This window comes from Bradyrhizobium liaoningense (genome assembly GCF_018130785.1).
Lineage (GTDB): Bacteria > Pseudomonadota > Alphaproteobacteria > Rhizobiales > Xanthobacteraceae > Bradyrhizobium > Bradyrhizobium liaoningense_A.
On record NZ_JAFCJT010000010.1, the window covers coordinates 181,585 to 202,510 of the forward strand.

At 63.9% G+C, this 20,926-nt stretch carries 20 protein-coding genes; 9 read left to right on the top strand and 11 right to left on the bottom strand.

Annotated features, from left to right (window positions below):
- Nucleotides 1–31 precede the first annotated feature (31 nt).
- Together msrB and msrA are read right to left on the bottom strand one after the other, a co-directional pair.
- Complete coding sequence (gene msrB / locus JQ627_RS21465) at nucleotides 32–451, bottom strand: peptide-methionine (R)-S-oxide reductase MsrB (protein WP_212486135.1); 420 nt, start codon at nucleotides 449–451, stop codon at nucleotides 32–34.
- Nucleotides 452–481: 30 nt separating this feature from the next.
- Nucleotides 482–1,186, bottom strand: a complete 705-nt coding sequence (msrA, locus tag JQ627_RS21470) for a peptide-methionine (S)-S-oxide reductase MsrA (protein WP_212486136.1) — start codon at nucleotides 1,184–1,186, stop codon at nucleotides 482–484.
- 245 nt (nucleotides 1,187–1,431) lie between these two features.
- Here msrA and JQ627_RS21475 point away from each other — a divergent pair, with 245 nt between their 5' ends.
- Nucleotides 1,432–3,117: a caspase family protein gene (locus JQ627_RS21475; protein WP_212486137.1), complete on the top strand. Its 1,686-nt coding sequence runs from the start codon at nucleotides 1,432–1,434 to the stop codon at nucleotides 3,115–3,117.
- A gap of 72 nt (nucleotides 3,118–3,189) precedes the next feature.
- Here JQ627_RS21475 and JQ627_RS21480 read toward each other — a convergent pair whose 3' ends face one another.
- From JQ627_RS21480 to napE, 6 genes are all read right to left on the bottom strand, one after another.
- Nucleotides 3,190–4,305, bottom strand: coding sequence for an ATP-dependent RecD-like DNA helicase (locus JQ627_RS21480; protein ID WP_212486138.1), 1,116 nt, complete (start codon nucleotides 4,303–4,305; stop codon nucleotides 3,190–3,192).
- Between the two features lie 182 nt (nucleotides 4,306–4,487).
- Nucleotides 4,488–5,141: a NapC/NirT family cytochrome c gene (locus JQ627_RS21485; protein WP_212486139.1), complete on the bottom strand. Its 654-nt coding sequence runs from the start codon at nucleotides 5,139–5,141 to the stop codon at nucleotides 4,488–4,490.
- On the bottom strand, nucleotides 5,138–5,608 hold the full coding sequence (locus tag JQ627_RS21490) for a nitrate reductase cytochrome c-type subunit (RefSeq protein ID WP_212486140.1): 471 nt from the start codon (nucleotides 5,606–5,608) through the stop codon (nucleotides 5,138–5,140). The genes JQ627_RS21485 and JQ627_RS21490 overlap by 4 nt, the downstream gene beginning before the upstream one ends.
- A complete protein-coding gene (gene napA / locus JQ627_RS21495) occupies nucleotides 5,605–8,118 on the bottom strand; it encodes a nitrate reductase catalytic subunit NapA (protein WP_212486141.1) in 2,514 nt (837 codons plus the stop codon). Before napA ends, JQ627_RS21490 begins: the two co-directional genes overlap by 4 nt.
- A gap of 17 nt (nucleotides 8,119–8,135) precedes the next feature.
- A complete protein-coding gene (locus JQ627_RS21500) occupies nucleotides 8,136–8,450 on the bottom strand; it encodes a chaperone NapD (RefSeq protein ID WP_212486142.1) in 315 nt (104 codons plus the stop codon).
- A 25-nt stretch (nucleotides 8,451–8,475) separates the two neighbouring features.
- Nucleotides 8,476–8,661, bottom strand: coding sequence for a periplasmic nitrate reductase, NapE protein (gene napE, locus JQ627_RS21505; protein ID WP_027532529.1), 186 nt, complete (start codon nucleotides 8,659–8,661; stop codon nucleotides 8,476–8,478).
- 265 nt (nucleotides 8,662–8,926) lie between these two features.
- On the opposite strand from napE, the gene JQ627_RS21510 reads away from it, so the two are divergent.
- The 3 genes from JQ627_RS21510 to JQ627_RS21520 all read left to right on the top strand — a co-directional run bounded on the left by JQ627_RS21510 (nucleotide 8,927) and on the right by JQ627_RS21520 (nucleotide 11,408).
- Nucleotides 8,927–10,132, top strand: a complete 1,206-nt coding sequence (locus JQ627_RS21510; protein WP_212486143.1) for an LLM class flavin-dependent oxidoreductase — start codon at nucleotides 8,927–8,929, stop codon at nucleotides 10,130–10,132.
- A 10-nt stretch (nucleotides 10,133–10,142) separates the two neighbouring features.
- Complete coding sequence (locus JQ627_RS21515) at nucleotides 10,143–10,502, top strand: DUF2200 domain-containing protein (RefSeq protein WP_212486144.1); 360 nt, start codon at nucleotides 10,143–10,145, stop codon at nucleotides 10,500–10,502.
- A gap of 117 nt (nucleotides 10,503–10,619) precedes the next feature.
- Nucleotides 10,620–11,408, top strand: coding sequence for a helix-turn-helix transcriptional regulator (locus tag JQ627_RS21520; RefSeq protein ID WP_212486145.1), 789 nt, complete (start codon nucleotides 10,620–10,622; stop codon nucleotides 11,406–11,408).
- An 89-nt stretch (nucleotides 11,409–11,497) separates the two neighbouring features.
- Here JQ627_RS21520 and JQ627_RS21525 read toward each other — a convergent pair whose 3' ends face one another.
- Nucleotides 11,498–12,196 carry a helix-turn-helix domain-containing protein gene (locus JQ627_RS21525; RefSeq protein WP_212486146.1) on the bottom strand — a complete coding sequence of 233 codons (699 nt, stop codon included), beginning with the start codon at nucleotides 12,194–12,196 and terminating at the stop codon, nucleotides 11,498–11,500.
- 106 nt (nucleotides 12,197–12,302) lie between these two features.
- On the opposite strand from JQ627_RS21525, the gene JQ627_RS21530 reads away from it, so the two are divergent.
- Nucleotides 12,303–13,757 carry an FAD-binding oxidoreductase gene (locus JQ627_RS21530; RefSeq protein WP_212486147.1) on the top strand — a complete coding sequence of 485 codons (1,455 nt, stop codon included), beginning with the start codon at nucleotides 12,303–12,305 and terminating at the stop codon, nucleotides 13,755–13,757.
- A 481-nt stretch (nucleotides 13,758–14,238) separates the two neighbouring features.
- The gene (locus tag JQ627_RS21535) at nucleotides 14,239–15,126 is read left to right on the top strand and encodes a L,D-transpeptidase (RefSeq protein WP_212486148.1); all 888 of its coding nucleotides are present in this window, start codon (nucleotides 14,239–14,241) and stop codon (nucleotides 15,124–15,126) included.
- A gap of 478 nt (nucleotides 15,127–15,604) precedes the next feature.
- On the opposite strand, the gene JQ627_RS21540 is transcribed toward JQ627_RS21535, so the two are convergent.
- Complete coding sequence (locus tag JQ627_RS21540) at nucleotides 15,605–16,729, bottom strand: tetratricopeptide repeat protein (protein WP_212486149.1); 1,125 nt, start codon at nucleotides 16,727–16,729, stop codon at nucleotides 15,605–15,607.
- Between the two features lie 32 nt (nucleotides 16,730–16,761).
- Nucleotides 16,762–17,067: a hypothetical protein gene (locus JQ627_RS21545; RefSeq protein WP_249143242.1), complete on the bottom strand. Its 306-nt coding sequence runs from the start codon at nucleotides 17,065–17,067 to the stop codon at nucleotides 16,762–16,764.
- A gap of 217 nt (nucleotides 17,068–17,284) precedes the next feature.
- Here JQ627_RS21545 and JQ627_RS21550 point away from each other — a divergent pair, with 217 nt between their 5' ends.
- The 3 genes from JQ627_RS21550 (at nucleotide 17,285) to JQ627_RS21560 (ending at nucleotide 20,921) form a co-directional block, all read left to right on the top strand.
- A complete protein-coding gene (locus tag JQ627_RS21550) occupies nucleotides 17,285–18,448 on the top strand; it encodes a cytochrome P450 (RefSeq protein ID WP_212486150.1) in 1,164 nt (387 codons plus the stop codon).
- 521 nt (nucleotides 18,449–18,969) lie between these two features.
- On the top strand, nucleotides 18,970–19,920 hold the full coding sequence (locus JQ627_RS21555) for a sulfonate ABC transporter substrate-binding protein (protein WP_212486151.1): 951 nt from the start codon (nucleotides 18,970–18,972) through the stop codon (nucleotides 19,918–19,920).
- 38 nt (nucleotides 19,921–19,958) lie between these two features.
- On the top strand, nucleotides 19,959–20,921 hold the full coding sequence (locus tag JQ627_RS21560) for a sulfonate ABC transporter substrate-binding protein (RefSeq protein ID WP_212486152.1): 963 nt from the start codon (nucleotides 19,959–19,961) through the stop codon (nucleotides 20,919–20,921).
- Nucleotides 20,922–20,926 lie beyond the last annotated feature (5 nt).

Genomic DNA, 20,926 nt, shown 5'->3' on the forward strand with positions numbered 1-20,926 from the left:
GTTCCATGACGGAACCGGGCGGCGCGCGATGTTATTTGGGCTCGAGCTTCAGCGCAGCCGAGTTGATGCAGTAGCGCAGGCCGGTCGGGCCGGGGCCGTCGGGGAAGACGTGACCGAGATGGCCGCTGCACTTGGAGCAGAGTACCTCGGTGCGGATCATGCCGTGACTGGCATCGTGCTCCTCGTCGATATGGCTCTCGACCGCGGGCTGGGTGAAGCTTGGCCAGCCGCAGCCGGAATCGAACTTGGCATCGGACTCGAACAGCACATTGCCGCAGCCGGCGCAGACATAGGTGCCGGCACGGTGGTCGTGCTCATACTCGCCGGAGAAGGGACGCTCGGTCGCCTTCTCGCGCAGCACCGCGTACTGCATCGGCGACAATTCGCTGCGCCACTGCTCTTCGCTCTTGATGACCTTGTCGTCGGTGGTTTTCGTCTTGGTGTCGGGCATGGGTCTCCCGTTTGTTTGGCGATCTCGCGATCAGTTGGTGGCCTTGCTGGCGCTCACCAGCGTCGGCTTTTCAATGTAGTTATCCGCGAACAGCTTTTTCAGGTTCTCGACCTTCGGAATGTCGTTGTAGGCGATGTAGGGCTGGTTCGGGTGCAGCGTCAGATAGTCCTGGTGATAGGCCTCCGCCGGGTAGAACGCCTCGAGCGCGCCGACCTTGGTCACGATCGGCTTGCTGAAGACCTTGGCGCCGTTGAGCTGGGCGATATAGGCCTCCGCCACCTTCTTCTGCTCGTCGGAGGTGGTGAAGATCGCCGAGCGATATTGCGTGCCGGTGTCGGGGCCCTGGCGGTTGAGCTGGGTCGGGTCGTGCGCCACCGAGAAATAGATCTGGAGGATCTTGCCGTAGGAGATCTTCTTCGGGTCGTACTTGATCTCGACCGACTCGGCGTGTCCCGTCCGGCCGCTCGAGACCGTCTGGTAATCGGCCGTCGCCTTGGTGCCGCCGGCATAGCCGGAGACCGCGTTGACGACGCCCGCGGTGTGCTGGAACACGCCCTGTACGCCCCAGAAGCAGCCGCCGGCGATGACGGCGGTCTGGATCCCGGTTGCGGGCGCCGCATCCACGGTGGGAGCGGGGATCACGACCGCATCCTCCGCGGCCCTGGACGGCACGGCAAAAGCCAGCGTCAGTGCGGTGGTGGCGGCGAGCAGCGAGGCGAGGGCGGGGCGGCGCATGGCGATCCTCTTCGAAAGGTCTGACAGTGTAGGGCGGCCGGGGACGGGCGAACAGCCTGTCTGGCCGCGTTTTCTGACACCTGAGATACGGGCGCAGGCGGCGATTGTTACGGGGGGACGGACACGAGTCTGTGAAAAATTGCCTCGGACAGCGCGGCTTGGCGAGGCCGGGAACTCCGGGCTAGATGAACGCGCGCGATCGACGATCGACTCAGAAATGTGGTGGCTGGAGCTGACCTGACAACATGCTGCGCGTCATTCCCCTGACTCTCGCCCTGCTGGCCGCCTGGACCTCGATCGCCGCGGCGGCTCCCCAGGACGGCGACGACTTCGCCGTCTGCCGCGATCGCCAGTCGGAGGCGCAGGCCCGCGCGGCGGCCTGCGACAATCTGCTGAAGGCCGACAAGCTCACCGGCAAGGACAAATCGCTCGCGCTGGTCGTGCGCGGCAATGCGCTGATCAACAAGCGCGACTACGACCGCGCCATCGAGGCGCTGTCGTCCGCCATCGATCTCGATCCTGACAATGTCGGCGCGGTGAACCTGCGCGGCCTGTCCCATGAGCGCAAGGGCGAGGACGATCTCGCCATGGCCGACTACAATCTCGCGATCCAGAAGCGTTCGAATTTCGGCTACGCCTACAACAACCGCGGCACCATTCATCTGCGCCACGGCGCGCTGCAAAGCGCGCTCGACGATTTCAACCTGTCGATCAAATACACGCCATCGTTCCTGCTCGGCTGGACCAACCGCGCCCGCATGCGCACGCTGAACAAGGATTTTGACGGCGCGCTGAAGGATTTTGCGGAGGCTGAGAAGATCGATCCCGCCGCGCCGCAGATCGCCGGCAACCGCTGCATCACCTACGGCATGATGGGCAAATACGACCAGGCTTTCGGCGACTGCAACAGCCTGATCCAGAAGCAGCCGAAGAACGCCTTCGCGATCAACAATCGCGCCGACGTCAACATGATGAAGGGTGATTTCGACGCGGCCCTGAACGACTACAACACGGTGATTCAGCTCTACCCCAACAATGTGCGGGCGCATTCCGGCCGCGGCCAGATCTACGAGCGCAAGAAGGATCTCGCGCAGGCCCGCGCCGACTACCGCGCCGCCGCCTATTCGCTGACCAAGTTCGACGACCTCGACGTCGCGCGCGCCCGCGCCAAGGCGCAGGAGCGGCTCGCCGCGCTCACCCCGCAGGTGCCGGGCGGCGCCACCGGGCGCCGCGTTGCGCTGGTGATCGGCAATGGCGCCTACAAGAATGTCCATGCGCTGCCGAACCCGCCGCGCGACGCCAAGATGATCGCCGAGGTGCTGCGCGATCTCGGCTTCCAGACCGTGACGGATGCGCGGGACCTGACCCGGGACAAGTTCTTCCAGACGCTGCAGGCGTTCGCCGACGAAGCGGAAAAGGCCGATTGGGCCGTGGTCTATTACGCCGGCCACGGTTTCGAGATCGGCGGCGTGAACTACCTCGTTCCGATCGACGCCAGGCTTAGCGCCGACAAGGACGCCGAGACCGAGGCCGTTGCGCTGGAGCAGGTGATCGCCGCGGTGGGCGCTGCGAGAAAAGTGCGTCTGGTGATGCTGGATGCCTGCCGCGACAATCCCTTTGCGCCGACCATGCAGCGCACGCTGTCGCTCAAACTGGTGGACAAGGGCTTTTCCAACATCGAGCCCGGCGCCGGCTTCATGGTGGTCTACGCCGCCAAGCACGGCGAGACCGCGATGGACGGCGACGGCGGCGCCGACAGTCCCTTCGCCACCGCGCTCGCCCGCGAGATCAAGGTGCCGCGCGTCGAGATCCGGAAGCTGTTCGACATCGTCCGCGATGACGTCTGGTCCGCCACCAAGCACGAGCAGCAGCCGTTTTCATACGGCTCGCCGCCGGGACGCGAGGACTTTTATTTTGTTGCGGGGAAGTGACGAATTGGGGTGCGAAGCAACTCAATTCGTCATTCCGGGGCGATGCGAAGCATCGAACCTGGCAGCGGGGCTTTAAACAACGATACTCAGCCGCTTCGCCGCCCGCGTAATCCCCGTGTACAGCCACCGCGCCCGGCTCTCCCCAAACGCAAAACTCTCGTCGAACAGCACGACGTCGTCCCATTGCGAGCCCTGCGACTTGTGCACGGTCAGCACGTAGCCGTAGTCGAACTCGTCATAGGGCTTGCGCTGCTCCCAGGCGATCTGCTCGACGCCGCCTTCGAAGCAGTCGGCGCGCACGGAGACCTTGGTCACCTTGTGCCCAAAATCCTCGTCCGGCGACAAGCGCATGCTGAGGATGCGTGATTTCGAGCGCGAGGTGTTGCGCGACTTCACGCGCCACAGGCCGCCGTTGAACAGGCCCTTCTTGCGGTTGTTGCGCAGGCAGACCAGCTTGTCGCCGGCGACCGGGAAGACGTCCTCGATATTCTGGCGCTGGCGCACCCGCATATTGTACGCGCGTCGCGTGTTGTTGCGGCCGACCAGGACCTGGTCGGCGCCCATGACGCGGTCAGGGTCGAGCTCTTTCCGCGACACCACCTCGCTCTCGCCGTAACGGCCGATGTCGAGCTCGCGGCCCTCGCGCACGTCCATCGACATCCGCACGATCGGATCGTCTTGCGCCTGCCGGTGCACCTCGGTCAGCATCGCGTCCGGCTCGGTGTTGGTGAAGAAGCCGCCGCCCTGGATCGGCGGCAGCTGCGCGGGATCGCCCAGCACCAGCAGCGGGCAGTCGAACGACATCAGGTCGCGGCCCAGTTCGGCGTCGACCATCGAGCATTCGTCGATCACGATCAGCTTGGCCTTCGAGGCCGGCGCGTCGTCCCACAGCTCAAAGCTCGGCTGCTCCTCGCCGGATTCGCGGGCGCGGTAGATCAGCGAGTGGATGGTGGAGGCCTCGTCGCAGCCCTTGTTGCGCATGACGAGGGCCGCTTTGCCGGTGAAGGCCGCGAATTTCACCTCGCCGTCGACGCCTTCGGCGATATGCCGCGCCAGCGTGGTCTTGCCGGTGCCGGCAAAGCCGAACAGGCGAAAGATCGGCGGCGTGCCGTTGCGGCCGGGTTTTGCTTTAAGCCAGTCGCCGACGGCCTTGAGCGCGGCGTCCTGATGCGGGGTGAAAGTGGCCATATCTGTCTTGAGGAGGGGCGAAACGACGCGATTCGCCATCGTCCAAAACTAACCATTCGCCCCGCCGGTTCAAGCGCGCTCGCCCCGCTATTGCCGGCGGGGCACGCGTGTGAGCCTCGTAAGAGGTCGTCATGCCCGGGCTTGTCCCGCCTGCGCGGCCGAAGCCGCTTCGGGAGCGTTGGCTACTGCCAGCCGGGAACGCCGCGCATGTCGGGCAGATGGTGGGCGATGCCCTTGTGGCAGTCGATGCAGGTCTTTTCCTTGGTGAACAGGAAGCGCTGGTGCGCCACCGAGGCCCGCGGCGACTGCTTGGTGATGTCCATGGAATCGGCGCTGTGGCAGTTGCGGCACTCCAGGGAATCGTTGGCCTTGAAGCGCGCCCATTCATGCGCGGCCAGCTCGAGCCGGTGATCCAAAAATTTTTCGCGGGTGTCGATCGTGCCGAAGATCTTGCCCCAGACCTCCTTGGAGGCCTGCATCTTGCGCGCGATCTTGTCGGTCCAGTTGTGCGGCACGTGGCAGTCCGGGCAGGTCGCGCGCACGCCGGAGCGATTGGTGAAGTGGATGGTCGACTTCAGCTCGGCGTAGACGTTGTCCTTCATCTCGTGGCAGCCGGTGCAGAACTTCTCGGTGTTGGTCAGTTCCAGCGCGGTGTTGAAGCCGCCCCAGAAGATCACGCCGGCCGCAAAGCCCGCGAGCACCAGCACGCCGAGCCCGAACACCGAGCTCGGCCGGATCAGCACCTGCCAGAGCTCGCGCGCGAAGTCCCAGCAGCGCAGGATAAAGCTACGCTTGGCTTCCAGCTTGTCCTTGGGCTCGTCAGCGGCCGTCGTCATCGGCGGCCACCGGGGCTGGCGCGCGAGAGCAGCGTGTCGATGTCGATGAAATCGTTGCTCACCGGCGGCGTGGCGGTGTTCTGCGGCACGTGGCATTCCGTGCAGAAGAAGCGCCGCGGCGAGATCGAGGCCAGGAACTGGCCGTCGCGGTCCATGAAATGCGTGATCGAGACCATCGGCGCCTGCGATTCCGCGGTGCGTGCCCGCGCATGGCAGGACAGGCATTTGTTGCCGTTGAGGTCGATCTGGTAGCCGTCGATAGTGTGCGGAATGACCGGCGGCTGCTCCGGATAGTTGCGCGACTCCCGCTCGGACGTGTTGCGGTTCGGCAGCATCGGCGGCGCCGGGCCCTCGTCATTGAGCGGCGCCGGGCCGCGCAGACCCGAGGTCACCGTCTGCGCGGTCAGGGAGCTCGCGCCCGCGGCAATCGCGACTGCGAGCAGGGCTATGCCAAATCGTTTCATCATGACAGGTTCACCCGCTCGATGCGCACGGCGCATTTCTTGTAGTCGGTCTGCAGCGAGATCGGATCGGTGGCGTCCAGCGTCACCTTGTTGATCATCTTGGATTCATCGAACCACGGCACGAAGACGAGGCCACGCGGCGGCCGGTCGCGGCCGCGCGTCTCGACGCGGGCGCGGATGAAGCCGCGACGCGAGACCACCTTCACCTCGTCGCCGCGCCGGAGCTTGGCTTCCGACGCATCGTCGGGATGCATGAAGCAGACGGCTTCGGGAAACGCCTTGTAGAGCTCGGGCACGCGGCGCGTCATGGTGCCGGAATGCCAGTGCTCCAGCACGCGGCCGGTCGAGAGCCAGAGCGGATATTCGCTGTCGGGCGATTCCGCCGGCGGCTCATAGGGCAGGGCGAAGATGCGCGCCTTGCCGTCCGGATAGCCGTAGAACTGCACGTCTGTGCCCTGCTTGACATAGGGGTCGCGGCCCTCGCGGAAACGCCATTTGGTTTCCTGGCCGTTGACGACGGGCCAGCGCAGGCCGCGCTCGCGGTGATAGGCTTCGAACGGCGCGAGGTCGTGACCGTGGCCGCGGCCGAACGAGGCGTATTCCTCGAACAGGCCCTTCTGCACGTAGAAGCCGAACGCCCTGGATTCATCGTTGGCGTAGCCTTCCTCGATCTCCGAGGTCGCAAACTTGTCGACCTGGCCGTTCTTGTAGAGCACGTCGAACAGCGTCTTGCCGCGAACGTCCGGCTTCTTGGCGATCAGCTCCTCCGGCCACACTTCCTCGATCTTGAAACGCTTGGAGAACTCCATGAGCTGCCAGAGATCGGACTTGGCCTCGCCGGGCGCATTGACGAGCTGGTGCCAGAACTGCGTGCGCCGCTCGGCATTGCCGTAGGCGCCTTCCTTCTCCACCCACATCGCGGTCGGCAGGATCAGGTCGGCGGCGAGAGCCGTCACCGACGGATAGGCATCCGAGACCACGATGAAATTGTCGGGATTGCGGAAGCCGGGATAGGTCTCCTCGTTGACGTTGGGACCGGCCTGAAGGTTGTTGTTGACCTGCACCCAATAGGCGTTGATCAGGCCGTCCTTCAGCATCCGGCTTTGCAGCACGGCGTGGGCGCCGTTCTTGTCGGGGATGGTGCCTTCGGGCAGCAGCCAGAGATGCTCGGCGTGATCGCGGTGCGCCTTGTTGGTCACGACCATGTCGGCGGGCAGACGGTGCGAGAAGGTGCCGACCTCGCGCGCGGTGCCGCAGGCCGAAGGCTGGCCGGTCAGCGAGAACGGGCTGTTGCCGGGCGAGGAGATCTTTCCGGTCAGCAGGTGGATGTTGTAGACGAGGTTGTTGCACCAGACACCGCGGGTGTGCTGGTTGAAGCCCATGGTCCAGAACGAGACCACTTTTGTCTTCGGATCCGCATAGAGCTCGGCAAGCGCTTCCAGCCGGTTCAGCGGCACGCCGGACATTTTTGCCGCCTTCTCCAGCGTGTAGTCCGAGACGAATTTTACGTATTCTTCGTAGCTCATCTCGGTGGAGTCATTGGCCTTCGCCGCGCCCGTCGCTTTCTTCTGCAGCGGATGCTCGGGCCGCAGGCCGTAGCCGATGTCGGTTTGCCCGCGCCTGAAGATGGTATGCGCGGCGACGAAGTCCTTGTTGACCCGCCCGGTCGTGATGATGTGGTTGGCGATGGCGTTGAGGATGTAGAGGTCGGTCTGCGGCACGAACACCATGCCGATGTCGGCGAGGTCGAACGAGCGGTGCTCGAAGGTCGAGAGCACGGCGACGCGGACATGCGGCGCGGAGAGCCTGCGGTCGGCGAGGCGCGTCCACAGAATGGGGTGCATCTCCGCCATGTTGGAGCCCCACAGCACGAAGGCGTCGGTGGCCTCGATGTCGTCATAGCAGCCGGCCGGCTCGTCGATGCCGAAGGTGCGCATCATGCCGGCAACAGCCGAGGCCATGCAGTGGCGTGCGTTGGGATCGATGTTGTTGGTGCGGAACCCGGCCTTGAACAGCTTTGACGCCGCATAGCCTTCCCAGATCGTCCACTGGCCGGAGCCGAACATGGCGACGCCGTTGGGCCCGCGCTTTTTGAACGCCTCCTTCCACTTCAGCTCCATGATGTCGAACGCTTCGGTCCAGGACACCGGCGTGAAGTCGCCGTTCTTGTCGTACTTGCCGCCCGTCTTGCGTAGCAACGGCTGCGTCAGGCGGTCGTGGCCGTACATGATCTTGGAGAGGAAGTAGCCCTTGACGCAGTTGAGGCCGCGATTGACCTCGGCCTTGATGTCGCCGTGGGTGGCGACGACGCGGTTGTCCTTGGTCGCGACCATCACCGAGCAGCCGGTGCCGCAGAAGCGGCAGGCGGCCTTGTCCCATTTCAGTTCGCTGTTGTCGCGCTCGGCGACGAGATTGGCGGCGAGCGCCGGTGCCGGCATGCCCGCAGCGGCGGCCGCGATCGCGGCGGCCTCGAGCTTCAGCATCTGGCGGCGGTCGAGCTTCGGCGATGTCATGATGGCTCTCCCGTCCCTTAGGCGGCTTCGATGGCGTGGAAGACGAGCGCAGCCGAATAGACGTTCGGCAGCGACTGGATGGTGTTGAGCAGGGTGCCGAGGCTGCCGGCGTCAGGCGCTTCGGTCACGACGACGAGTTTTCCGCGCGGATCTCGTCCGTGAATTTCGCAGCCGGGAAGTGCTGCGATCTCCGCTTCCAGCGCGTCGAGGCGTTCGGGGCGCGCCTGCACCACGATGCTGGCGATCTCGCAGCCAGGAGGGGAGACGACGCGGTCGGCGGTGAGCACCCGGCCGGTGATCAATGCGCGGCGGTTGAGTGAGGCTTGGGCCATGATGCCTGTCTTTCGCTGTTCGGGATCAATGCGGGGAGGGCGGTGGGCCGGGAGGGCCGGCAAACATCTGGTAGATCCAGACGCCGAGCCCGTAAGAGCCGACCGTTCCGACCGCGAGGACGGGCATCACAACCGCGGTCAGGAACAGGAAAGCGAAAATCTCCATGCGCTTACGGCGCACGCGCGAAGTCGTGTCGTCAGGGGCCGACATATTCGGTCTCTCTGAAATGCTATTGGAATCGGGACGGCATCCGGGCCGTTGCCTTGCTGCACTTTAGATACGTTCGAGCCGCTAACGCGTTGATCTGGATCAACCCGTCGAGTTGGACTCACTCCGTAGTACCGCCGGAATCGGGCTTTCATTCACGACGTGCGGTCGAGGGATCCATCTCCCGCGCGGCGGAATTGCTCGTCCGTAGACAGCCGCGCCTCACCCATTAAGATGCGATCAACAACAATAATGCGGGAGAGGCGTCATGAAGTTCGGCATCTTCTACGAGCTGCAACTGCCACGGCCCTGGGTGGCTGGCGACGAGCTCGCCCTCTACCAGAACGCGCTCTCGCAGATGGAACTTGCCGACAAGCTCGGCTACGACCACGCCTGGGTCGTCGAGCATCACTTCCTCGAGGAATATTCGCACTCGCCGTCACCGGAATCCTTCCTCGCCGCCGCCAGCCAGCGCACGAAGAACATCCGCCTCGGCCACGGCATCCTCCAGCTCACCACCAACCATCCGGCCCGCGTCGCCGAGCGTGTCGCGGTGCTCGATCTGCTCTCCAACGGCCGCTGCGAATTCGGCATGGGCGAGAGCGCGTCCATCACCGAGCTGACGCCGTTCGGCCGCGACATGGAAACCAAGAAGGAGGTGTTTGAGGAGGCCGTAGCCGCGATCTTCCCGATGTTCAAGGATGCGGGCAGCGAGCACCACGGCAAGTATTTCGACATTCCCTTGCGCAATGTCGTGCCCAAGCCCGTGCAGAAGCCGCATCCGCCGCTGTGGATGGCTTGCTCGCAATTGCCGACCATCGAACGTGCCGGCCGTCACGGCTTTGGCGCGCTCGGCTTCCAGTTCGTCAGCGCCGACGCCGCCCATGCCTGGGTGCACGCCTATTACAACGCGATGACCAAGCGGTTGCACAAGCTCGCCGACTACGAGATCAATCCGAACATGGCGCTGGTCTCGTTCTTCATGTGCGCCAAGACGGACGAGGAGGCGCGTGCGCGCGCCGACGGTGCCACCTTCTTCCAGTTCGCGCTGCGCTTCTACGGCGCCTCGCAGAACCGCCAGCGGCCCGCGCCCTACACGGTCAACATGTGGGACGAGTACAACAAGTGGAAGCGCGATAACCCGGAAGCACAGGAAGCGGCCTTGCGCGGCGGCCTGATCGGCTCGCCCGAGACGATCCGCAGGAAGCTGAAGCGCTTCCAGTCCTCGCATATCGATCAGGTCATCCTGCTGAATCAAGCGGGCAAGAACAGCCACGAGCACATCTGCGAATCGCTGGAGCTGTTCGGCCGCGAGGTGATGCCGGAGTTCCAGAACGATCCGGCCCAGGCGGCGTGGAAGCAGGGCGTGATGAGCGGCGACATCAAGCTCGAGGAGATCGACACCGAAGCCTTTACGGACCGCTACGGCAAGCTCGCCATCAACGTCGCGCCGGCCCGGGCGGCGGCGGGGTAGGGGAGCGCTCGTGGCAAAACACCGGATCTATACGATGAGCTTCGCAAGCGTGTACCCGCTTTACGTTGCGAAGGCAGAGAAGAAGGGACGGACGAAATCAGAGGTCGATCAGATCATCTCCTGGCTGACAGGCTATGGTCAGAAGGAGCTGGAAGCTCAGCTGAAAAGGCAGACGGACTTTGAAACCTTCTTTGCGAGCGCTCCTCGAATCAATCCTCTGCGGGCCATGATCAAAGGCGTCGTTTGCGGCGTGCGGGTCGAGGACATCGAAGAACCAACGATGCGAGAGATCCGCTACCTGGACAAGCTCATCGATGAGCTGGCCAAGGGAAGGACAATGGACAAGATCTTGCGAAAAACGGATTCCTGAGCGGAGTCCTCCGTCCATTCGGCTCGGCGGCGTCGTGCGGCCCCTGCCGACGACCTCCGTCTTCCGCCCCGCCACCATTGCTGATAACTTTCAGCAAAAGGGGGGCGGGGGAAAACGATGCGGTTCCGCGAAATGGCTCCGAAGCCGGCGGCCGGCGATGTGACATCCGCGGTGCTGGCGATCGGCCGACCTGACTTCCCGAACATCCTCATCGACACGCTGCGCCGGCAAGCCGGCGTCAGCCATTGCATGGTGTTTGCGCTGACGCGTGCGGGCGCGGCGCGTTGCCTGCTCGATGCCGGAAACATCCCAACGGGTGGCGATCTCGGCGCCGCCTATGCCAGCCAGTTCCACGAATCCGATCCCAACCGCGATGCGCTGTTCGAGGGTGAGGGCGGGGTGCCGATCATGCTGCCCTCGTTCGCGCCGCGCATGTACGGCGCGCGCTACCGGAAGATCTTCTTCAACGACTCCGACATCGTCGACAAATGCGCCACCGCGATCTGGACCGACGACACCTGCTTCTATGTCAACTTCTACCGTATCACGTCCCAGGGCCGCTTCGGCAATGCCGAGCGTGCGCGGCTTCAGACCATCGCACCCGCGATCGGCGCCAGCGTCGCACGTCATTTCCAGCATGCCGCGACCGCGACGCCCGACCAGAACCTCGCCGCGTTGTTCGCAACGCGCGCGCCCCTCTCCGCGCTGACGCCGCGCGAGCAGGAGGTCTGCCGCCGCATCCTGCTCGGCTTCAGCTCCGAGGCGATCTCGCAAGCACTCGGCATCAGCCTGCATTCGACCCTGACCTACCGCAAGCGCGCCTATGAGCGGCTCGGCATCTCCTCGCAGAACGAATTATTTTCGATCGTGCTGGGCTTGCTGGCAGGGCCACGCGGCTTGAACTGAGGGGACTTGGTCTGCGATATCTGCTTCCGAGAGCAAAGCGGACATGCAATCTGCCGCCAGGGTCGTCGCCTTTCGACCCCAAGCGGACATCAGGCGGCGGAGCTCGTAGAGGCGCGAGAGACCGGCCTGACATGCGCGAACATGCTGCGGGCGTTCCAGGATGGGAACGCTCTTATCAGCGACGGCGGGCCGTCGAGTTGGATGCGGCCCTCGCCGGTGGCTTGGGCCCAGGTGAGCTGGCCGGCATGCCATTTGACGAATGCTTCCGCTTCCGCCGTGATGTAGAGATCCTCTTCGAAGCCGGGGTTTGTCTTGCAGATCTCGGTGTCTCCGAGTTCGATGAGTAGCCAATAGCGCTCGCGGCGCGGGCGGCCGGTGAAGTCGAAGCGAATGACGACGCGTCGATCCGGGAGCCGATCTCGGCGGAGCGCGTTGCACATCGACCACAGGGCCACAAAGGGGTCGAGGTGCTCGGGGGCAATCTCGAGCCAACGCGCCCCCCACTCGCCGAGCGACTGACAGACCGTGAAGAGATCGTGGCCTGCGGACGTGAGCTCGTAGCGGTGCCCGCGCCCGTCGGGCTTGAATGTCGACTCGACGATACCGACCCGTTCGAGCTGCTTGAGCCGTTGCGAGAGCAGGGTACGGGAGAGTCCGGGCGTGCCCTCCAAGATCTCGCTGAAGTTTCCGCAGCCAAGGTGCAGGTTGCGGATGATCAGAGGTGTCCAGCGCTCGGCGAAGATCTCGGCGCCACGGGCGATAGGACAATATTGGCCATACGTCCTCATGAGCCCAGTGTCCCACACCCGCCTTCGGCTTTGAAGTCCAGATTCTTGACTATGCGACGGTGGCTCGCCGTGGTCCGATCTCGCCTCTCGAAGAGAGGAGGACACCATGACGACACCAATGCCCGCGGAAGTCAGCCAGCGCAGCAAGGGGCCACCCCTCGTGGAGATCGAGGGGTTCCGAGGCCGGCTAATCAGTGCCGACCACGCCGACTACGACAGCGCCCGTGCAGTCTGGAACGGTGCCATTGACCGGCGCCCGCACCTAATCGCCCGATGCATCGGGACCGCCGACGTGGTCGCGGCCGTGCGTTTCGCCCGCAACCACGATCTAGGGATTGCTATACGGGGCGGAGGCCACAACGTGGCGGGCACTGCCGTTTGCGACGACGGGATCGTCATCGACCTCTCGGCGATGCGGGGCGTCCGAGTCGATCCCGCCGATCGCAGGGCGTGGGTGCAGGGCGGCGCGCTGTGGGGCGACGTCGACCACGAGACGCAGGCGCACGGTCTGGCCACCACCGGCGGAATCGTGAGCCACACCGGCGTCGCCGGACTCACCCTCGGCGGTGGCGTCGGCTGGCTGATGCGCAAGCACGGCCTTACGGTCGACAATCTGCTCGCCATTAACCTCGTAACGGCCGACGGCGGGCTGTTGCGGGTGTCCGAGGACGAGCACCCCGACCTGTTCTGGGCGTTGCGGGGCGGCGGGGGCAACTTCGGCGTGGTCACCTCGTTCGAGCTCCGCCTCCACCCCGTCGGACCCACCGTCCTGGCCGGGCCCATCCTCTGGGATGCGACCGACGCCGCGGAGGTCCTGCGTGTCTACCGCGACTTCATCGCAGGCGCTCCTGACGAACTCGGCACGGTCATAAGGTTCGGCACCGCGCCGCCGCTAACGGTCATCCCCGAGAATTTGCACTGGCGCCCAGTGATGATGGTTGGTGCCTGCTACGCCGGGCCGATCGAGGAAGGTGAGCGGGTGCTCCGCCCGCTCCGCGCATCCCGGACTCCCCTCCTCGACCTCGTCGGGCCCGCGCCGTACGTGGGATTCCAGAGCGCGCTCGACTCGACTGTCGTCCACGGTTGGAACTACTACTGGAAGTCCACCCACCTCCCCGAGGTCCGCGACGACCTCATTGACGTGATCACCGAGCACGCGTTCTCCTGCTCGTCACCGCGGTCGTACGCGGCGATGTTCCATCTGAAGGGAGCGGTGAGCCGAATAGCCGAGGGCGCGACGGCATTCGGGAACCGGCAAGCGTCGCACGCAATCACGCTCGATGCTGTGTGGCGGTCCGGAGAGGACTTCGGCGACCGGGACACGGCATGGACGAGGCAGTTCTTCGCCGCCCTCCGCCCCTTCCGCCAGGGCGTTTACGTCAACTTCCTCGGCGGCGACGAAGATCCGGGCCGGATCCGCGAGGCGTACGGCGACGCGGTCTATGACCGGCTGGTGGACGTAAAGACCACGTACGACCCCGAGAACGTCTTCCACCACAACCAGAACATCCGCCCCCGCGCCGGGACGCGGATCGTCGGGCCCACCAGCGCGCCACATTAGCGCACTGATGGCGGGGATTTCGGGAGCCGGCCGCGGCGCCGAGTAGGCGTACACAACGCCGGGGCGCTCAGCAAATGAGCGTCCCTACCGTGATCCCTGCACTCTCAGTTTGCTGCGCTTCCTCACGACAGCTTGTGGCCCCATAGCCGACATTCGATGCGGGAACCTCCATGTCTGCTCTGCGGCGTTGAGCCGGCTCGGTCCAGCAAGCTGGCGAGGTCAGTTCGTGACCCAAGGGCCGCCGTTAACGAAAGGTCGGAGCGTGTTCGCTCCGCCGGGGCGCTTCAGAGCTCGTTCGTCCCGCAATGAGATACGCATCGTCCACGGCGCCAAATTGATATCGTCAGTCTCAACTTTCATGCTGCCGAACGAGAGTTCGGCGTTAACCATCGCCAGCGCTTCCCGTTCGAGTGCCGTCGCTTCGAAGTTTCTTAAATTTTGCTGGGTACCTCTTCCAGGGCATGGTGACCTGGGGAAAGACATGAGCAAGCGGGCCAAACGTAAGAAGGCAGAGGCCCTCGCAATACCCACGGCCGCGAGAGTCGCAATTGGCGCCGTGGCCGTCGCCGTCGTGGGGTATAGCTTGCTGTCCAGCCCGGCGGACGTGCAACCGATACGAAAACCGTCCGCACAACAGGCCCAGGCGTCGTCAACTCCGGTTTACGTGGCAACTCCAGCTCGTGTATCAGCGCCAGCTCCGGCTGCGATTCCAGTCCCGGTCCCGGCGCCGATCCCGGCCCCGGCGGCTCTGGTCGAACCACCCAAAGCCGACGCTGGCGTTCCCGGAGCGCTTATCCGGCAGGTGGTTGACTACGCCAGCCGCCAGACGCCGGGCACCGTGATCATCGATACCGGAAACACATTCCTCTATTTCGTTCTGAACGACAGGCAGGCGATGCGCTACGGCATCGGTGTCGGCCGCGAAGGTTTCACATGGTCCGGTGAGCAGACTGTGGCCCGTAAGGCAGAATGGCCGGATTGGCATCCGCCTGTGGAGATGGTCTCGCGTCAGCCCTATCTGCCGCGGTTCATGGCGGGTGGTCCCGGCAACCCGCTCGGCGCCCGGGCGATGTATCTCGGCGAGACCGAATATCGAATTCACGGCACCAACAATCCCGATACGATCGGGAAGAAGGTTTCGTCCGGTTGTATCCGGCTGACCAATGACGACGTCACGGACCTCTACGAGCGGGTGAAAGTCGGAGCGAAGGTGATCGTGCTTCCGGCAAATGCTGCCCGCAGGCCTTCCCAGGGCGCGCCGACCGAGGCCGCGTTCCGGTTACCGGACCCGGCATCGCCGTCGAAGCGGCCCCTGGCGGCCAACGCGCAGATGCTCTCACCCGGACCGAAGATCGCCGAGGCCAAGTAACTCGGTCCTCCGTCCTCGGTCTGCAACCGAGACAAGCAGACATTCAAGTCGCCACTTTCAAGTCAGCTTGTGGTCCGTCAGCGAAGCTGCGACAGCTCCCATTGACGTCTGCTTGGCGGCGCATCGCGGGCTACATTTGGCCCACGCTGAGTTCTTCGCATTTTGACCCGAAGCAGAAGTTTTGCGGGCGGCCCCCACAGGAAATAATGGTTTATTCAACTATCGAAGTCGCGCGTATGGGCTGATTTATCGGCCGATCTTCTTGATGCAAGTGGGTTCGCTGCCGGGGTGAGGTATGCAATCCCAGTCAGGTCCAAAGCCCGCAGTGGCGTTCCGCTGTGGCAGGCAAGGGCAATAAACCACAACGGCCGCGAAGATGGTGACAACGATGATTGCCAACACCAGCGTCCATGCAATACCCGCACGATCCGGACTCCCGTGGAGGCGTCGAATGGGTGCTTCCTTGGATTGGGGTGCTTCACTGCCGTATCATCGATGTGGTCTCGGCGATACTTTGCGCATTCTCCAGAGCCGCCGCGATCTTCTCCAGGGCGACGTTCCTGTGCCGCATTTCGACGAGCTCTTGCTCGCACATCTCGATCATCGTCCGCCCGGACTGCCGCCCGCGCGCCTGTATGCCTGTTCGGCAATAAAGCCAGACCACCACCAGAGTGACAATTATGATGAGCCATGATAACGCCTGCCCCTGGCCGAAGTCCGCGATGTAGCGGCGGAAATCGCTCTTGGAGAGGTACGCATTGGCGCGACTGCTACGGGCGTCGCTATCGTTCGGATCGAGTGCGATCATCTGATCGTAGTCGGCGATAGCGCGGTCGACGTCACCCTTGGCTTGATATGCGTAGCCGCGATAGTAGTAGGCGTCCCTGTATTGCGGATAGAGCGCGATCGCCTGACTACAGTCGGCAATGACGCGATCGAGGTCACCCTTTTCCCTGTATACGAGGCAGCGGTTGTAGTAGGGGAGCGCATATTTCGGGTAAAGCGCGATCACTTGGTCATGGTCGGCGATGGCGCGATCGAGATCGCCTTTGGCATGGTAGGCGCTGCCGCGGCCCGTGAGGGCGAAATAGTTGTTCGCATTGAGCTGGATGCTGTCGGTGTAGTCCGCGATGGCACGGTCGATGTCACCTTTGACTTGATAGGCGTACCCGCGCTCGTCGTATCCGACCCGCTTTCCATAGTCCGACAGGCCACCTTCGAACGCCCGGTTAACGTCCGCTATCGCCCGGTCGTAGTCATGTCGTCGGTTGTAGATATGCGACCTGTTCAGCAGTGAGCCAACAGCTTTCGGCTCAAGCCGGATCGCCTCGGTGTAGTCCTTGAGGGCGCGGTCGACGCAATCGGCGAGGTTTGTCCATGACCAGGCGTAGCCGCGCTGATGATACAGGTTGGACAGATCGCTGTCATCGTAGTCTCCGCTTTCGATCGCGCGTGTGCAGGCGGCGATCGTCGCGGCAGCGGTTTCCTTCGATCCGTTCAAACACTCCTGTCGATCGTCGGCTGCCGCTGGCCGGCTGACGGCAGTGGCCGCCGCGAATACCAAGGCCGCCAGCCAGACATGCGCGGAAATCCCGGAGCGCATCCTCTTCTCCCCGCAATGCATCAGTGTTCGAGCTAACCGGCGGACGGCCTTTCAAGAGCCGCCGCGATCCTCTCCAACAACGCATTCGTGCGTTGGGATTCGAAGACCTGCTGCTCATAGAGATCGACCAGGCTCGTCCCGGACGATGCGCGCCTATTCTTGCGCGAGAGCCACACCCAGACGCTTATCAGCACAATGAATGGCAACCAGGAGACAACAAGACTCGCCAACCAGTACGGCAAACCACTGCCTGACGTGAATGCAAACAAGGCGACGAAAGCTCCGACAAGAGCGATCCACACAGCGACGGGCAGAAACCAAGAGCGAAGCTTGGTCATTCCAGGCACGACAGTCCCCTTGGTTGGTCTCAGGAATAACATGCTATCATTGGTTGTTCGGCCTTTCCATGCCCTTCCCTCTGCAGCCGTCGCAACGTGGTTAGCCGTTCCTTTGCGAGGTGCCAAATGCCGCCTGTCCCTATCGCTAGGGACAGACGCCGGCACCGGATTTCACTAGTCTGGCCCCAAGGAAACGAAAATCCCGGGGGAGACCGCCTTGAGCACCGCGCCGCGCATCGACATCGACCCTGTCGCATTCTGGGCCGATCCCTATCCGATGCTCGAAAAAATGCGGAAAGACGCGCCGATCGCCTTCGTGCCGCAGCTCGGTTCGACGCTGTTGGCGAGCCGCGACGACATCTCCATCTCCGAGAAGCAGATCGACGTGTTTTCTTCGCACCAGCCCGCCGGCCTGATGAACCGGCTGATGGGCCACAACATGATGCGCAAGGACGGCGAGGCGCATCAAATCGAGCGGCGTGCGATGTTTGCGACGGTGTCGCCGAAGACCGTGAAGGCGCACTGGACCGCGCTGTTCCAGGCGCACGCCGATCGTATCCTCGATGCGATCGAACCGGGCCGGATCGATTTCATGCGCGACTTCGCGCTGCCGTTTTCCGGCGAATGCCTGAAGTCGATCACCGGGCTCACGAATATCGGTTTCGGCGATATGGACGCGTGGTCGCAAGGCATGATCGAGGGCATCGCGAATTATGGCGGCGATCCCGCGGTCGAGGCGCGCTGCCACGCCGCAACGTCGGGTATCGATGCTGCGGTCGACGACATCCTGCCGGTGATGCGCAAAAATCCCGACCAGAGCATCCTCGGCGTCCTGCTCGCCTCCGGCATGCCGATGGAGAGCGTGCGCGCAAATGTAAAACTCGCGATATCAGGCGGCCAGAACGAGCCGCGCAAGGCGATCGCCGGCACGGTGTGGGCGCTGCTGAGCCACCCCGAGCAACTCGCTCTGGTGCGCAAGGGCGAGGTGACCTGGCTCGAGGCGTTCGAGGAATATGCCCGCTGGATCTCGCCGATCGGCATGTCGCCGCGACGCATCGCAAAACCGTGGTCGATCCGCGATGTCTCTTTCGAGCTTGATGAGCGCGTGTTCCTGATGTTCGGCTCGGCCAATCGCGACGAGAAGCACTTTGAGCGCGCCGATCAGTTCGACGTGCGGCGTGACACCTCCAAGAGCGTCGCCTTCGGCGCGGGCCCGCATTTCTGCGCCGGCGCCTGGGCCTCCCGTGCCATGATCGCGGATGTCGCGCTGCCGACGGTGTTTGCGCGAGCAAGGCAGCTCGAGATCGCCGATGACGAGCCGGTGCGGATTGGCGGCTGGGCCTTTCGCGGGCTGCAGAACTTGCCGGTGCGGTGGCATTAGCTTTGAGAGCGGGCCCTCGCCACCATTGCGGTGTCATCGCCCGGCTTGACCGGGCGATCCAGTACTCCGAGACAGTTGTGGTTGAATCGATAAGCCGCGGCGTACTGGATTCCCCGCCTTCGCGGGGAATGACAGCAGAGGTGCTGGAAGGAGCTCCGCGCGTCGGCAACCCCAGTCCGCAATGATGCCATCTTGCCCCTGTTTTGCCCGACAGGTCAATCTTATTTCGGAAAATACGTAAGCCATTGTTTTCGCACGACCCGGCTACTGTGCATGGGGTTGTTTCCGACATTTTATGTTCTGGTGCCGGGAGCGTCGGCCGGATTCCCGCGGCTCTCACATTCGCGTGCGGAAAAAATCCGTCTGCATGAGCGCGGCCGCTTGAAAGATTAATCATGCGCGCTGCCACACGCGCAGTGCTCGCATCGCTATTTTCCTTGGCGTCTCGACACCTCCGCTGACCCGCACCATCATTCCTGCAACGCAAAGGAATGACGGCCGCACGCGGCCGGGAGTGTGGAATGCAGCGTCGTGATTTTCTCAAACTCTCCGTTGGAACGGCGGCCGCCGCTGCATTTGCGTCACGCGCGACCGCGCAAGGCGCGGTGAAGGAAATTCGTATCGGCTACCAGAAGACCGGCGTGCTGGTCATCACGCGCCAGCAGGCTTCACTGGAAACACATTTCAATCCGCAAGGCATCGAGGTGAAATGGGTCGAGTTCTCCTCGGGCCCGCCGATGATGGAGGCGATGAACGTCGGCAGCGTCGATTACGGGGCGGTCGGCGATTCCCCGCCGGTGTTCGCCCAGGCCGCGGGTGCCGCGATTGTCTATGCGGCCGGCCAGCCCATCACCAACGGCCAGGGCATCCTGGTGCCGAAGGATTCGCCGATCCGCGTCCTCGCTGACCTGAAGGGCAAGCGCATCGGCTTCACCAAGGGGTCCAGCGCCCACAATGTCGTGGTGCAGACGCTGGAGAAGGCCGGTCTCACCTATGCGGACATCTCCCCGGTCTATCTGACGCCGCCGGATGCAGGTCCTGCCTTCGCTAACGGCAGCATCGAGGCCTGGGCGATCTGGGACCCGTATTTCGCGATCGGCGAGACCAAGCAGAACGGCCGCATCCTGATCAACGCGCGCGAGGTCACCAAGACCAACTCCTTCTACATCGCCAACCGTGAGTTCGCGAAGAGCCACGGTGCCATCCTGCAGCAGATCGTCGACGTGACGACCGCGACCGGCAAATGGGCCGAACAGCACCGCGACGAGGTCGCCAAATCGCTGGCTGCAATCACCGGCGTCCCGCTGGATATCCAGACGGTTGCGGCCGAACGCGCGAACTTCGTGGTCGGCCCCGTCACCGACGACATCGTCGCGACCCAGCAGGGCGTCGCCGACCGCTTCTACAAGCTCGGCCTGATCCCGAAGCCGATCGTCATCCGCGACATCGTCTGGCGCAACCCGGCAGCCTGACCGTGCCGACCGATCTTCCCACGCACAAGGGTTTGAACATGAGGCGTATCATTCAGCGTCTGATCGCGGCCATCGCGCTGTCGATCGGCATCGTCGCCGCCGCAGTCGGCACGTCCTACGGCCAGGACAAACAAGACAGGGTCGTCCGCATCGGCTACCAGAAATATGGCAAGCTGGTGCTGCTCAAGAGCAAGGGCACGCTGGAGCCGAAGCTCGCCGCCGACGGCTACAAGGTGGTGTGGACGGAATTCCCGTCGGGGCCGCCGCTGCTCGAAGCGCCCAATGTTGGCGCGATCGATTTCGGCAACACCGGCGAAGCTCCGCCGATCTTCGCGCAGGCCGCAGGCGCGCCGATCCAGTACGTCGCCTATGAGCCGCCGGCGCCGAAGGGCGAGGCGATCCTGGTGCCGAAGGACAGCCCGCTGAAATCGGTCGCCGACCTCAAGGGCAAGAAGGTCGCGCTGAACAAGGGCTCCAATGTCCACTATCTCCTGGTCAAGGCGCTGGAGAAGGCCGGTGTCAAATATTCGGAGATCGAGCCGGTGTTCCTGGCGCCGGCCGATGCGCGCGCCGCCTTCGAGCGCGGCGCCGTCGATGCCTGGGTGATCTGGGATCCGTTCCAGGCGGCGGCGGAGGCGGCCACCGGGGCGCGCACGCTCGCCGACGGCACCGGCATCGTCGCCAACTACCAGTTCTATTTCTCCTCGAAGAAATTCCTCGACGCCAATCCGAAGATCGTCGACGCCGTGCTCGCCGAACTCAGCACCGTCGATGACTGGGCCAAGGGCGACATCCATGCGGTCGCCGAGCAGCTGGCGCCAGCGATCGGCCTGTCGGTGCCGGTGGTCGAGGTGGCGCTGAAACGGCAGGCCTACGGCATCAAGCCGATCACCGATGCCGTCATCGCCGACCAGCAGCAGGTTGCCGACGCGTTCTTCGCGCTCAACCTGATCCCCAAATCCATCAAGATTTCCGACGTGGCGCGCAAGCCGGGGACTTGAACAAG

Bases quoted from the DNA above. Each gene is read 5' to 3' on its own strand.
- msrA (WP_212486136.1), bottom strand. From the start codon at position 1,186: ATGCGCCGCCCCGCCCTCGCCTCGCTGCTCGCCGCCACCACCGCACTG.
- JQ627_RS21555 (WP_212486151.1), top strand. From the start codon at position 18,970: ATGCAGCGTCGTGATTTTCTCAAACTCTCCGTTGGAACGGCGGCCGCC.
- napA (WP_212486141.1), bottom strand. From the start codon at position 8,118: ATGACATCGCCGAAGCTCGACCGCCGCCAGATGCTGAAGCTCGAGGCC.
- JQ627_RS21490 (WP_212486140.1), bottom strand. From the start codon at position 5,608: ATGATGAAACGATTTGGCATAGCCCTGCTCGCAGTCGCGATTGCCGCG.
- JQ627_RS21520 (WP_212486145.1), top strand. From the start codon at position 10,620: ATGCGGTTCCGCGAAATGGCTCCGAAGCCGGCGGCCGGCGATGTGACA.
- JQ627_RS21510 (WP_212486143.1), top strand. From the start codon at position 8,927: ATGAAGTTCGGCATCTTCTACGAGCTGCAACTGCCACGGCCCTGGGTG.
- JQ627_RS21485 (WP_212486139.1), bottom strand. From the start codon at position 5,141: ATGACGACGGCCGCTGACGAGCCCAAGGACAAGCTGGAAGCCAAGCGT.
- JQ627_RS21475 (WP_212486137.1), top strand. From the start codon at position 1,432: ATGCTGCGCGTCATTCCCCTGACTCTCGCCCTGCTGGCCGCCTGGACC.
- JQ627_RS21535 (WP_212486148.1), top strand. From the start codon at position 14,239: ATGAGCAAGCGGGCCAAACGTAAGAAGGCAGAGGCCCTCGCAATACCC.
- JQ627_RS21530 (WP_212486147.1), top strand. From the start codon at position 12,303: ATGACGACACCAATGCCCGCGGAAGTCAGCCAGCGCAGCAAGGGGCCA.
- napE (WP_027532529.1), bottom strand. From the start codon at position 8,661: ATGTCGGCCCCTGACGACACGACTTCGCGCGTGCGCCGTAAGCGCATG.
- JQ627_RS21560 (WP_212486152.1), top strand. From the start codon at position 19,959: ATGAGGCGTATCATTCAGCGTCTGATCGCGGCCATCGCGCTGTCGATC.
- JQ627_RS21525 (WP_212486146.1), bottom strand. From the start codon at position 12,196: ATGAGGACGTATGGCCAATATTGTCCTATCGCCCGTGGCGCCGAGATC.
- JQ627_RS21540 (WP_212486149.1), bottom strand. From the start codon at position 16,729: ATGCGCTCCGGGATTTCCGCGCATGTCTGGCTGGCGGCCTTGGTATTC.
- JQ627_RS21545 (WP_249143242.1), bottom strand. From the start codon at position 17,067: ATGACCAAGCTTCGCTCTTGGTTTCTGCCCGTCGCTGTGTGGATCGCT.
- JQ627_RS21500 (WP_212486142.1), bottom strand. From the start codon at position 8,450: ATGGCCCAAGCCTCACTCAACCGCCGCGCATTGATCACCGGCCGGGTG.
- JQ627_RS21480 (WP_212486138.1), bottom strand. From the start codon at position 4,305: ATGGCCACTTTCACCCCGCATCAGGACGCCGCGCTCAAGGCCGTCGGC.
- msrB (WP_212486135.1), bottom strand. From the start codon at position 451: ATGCCCGACACCAAGACGAAAACCACCGACGACAAGGTCATCAAGAGC.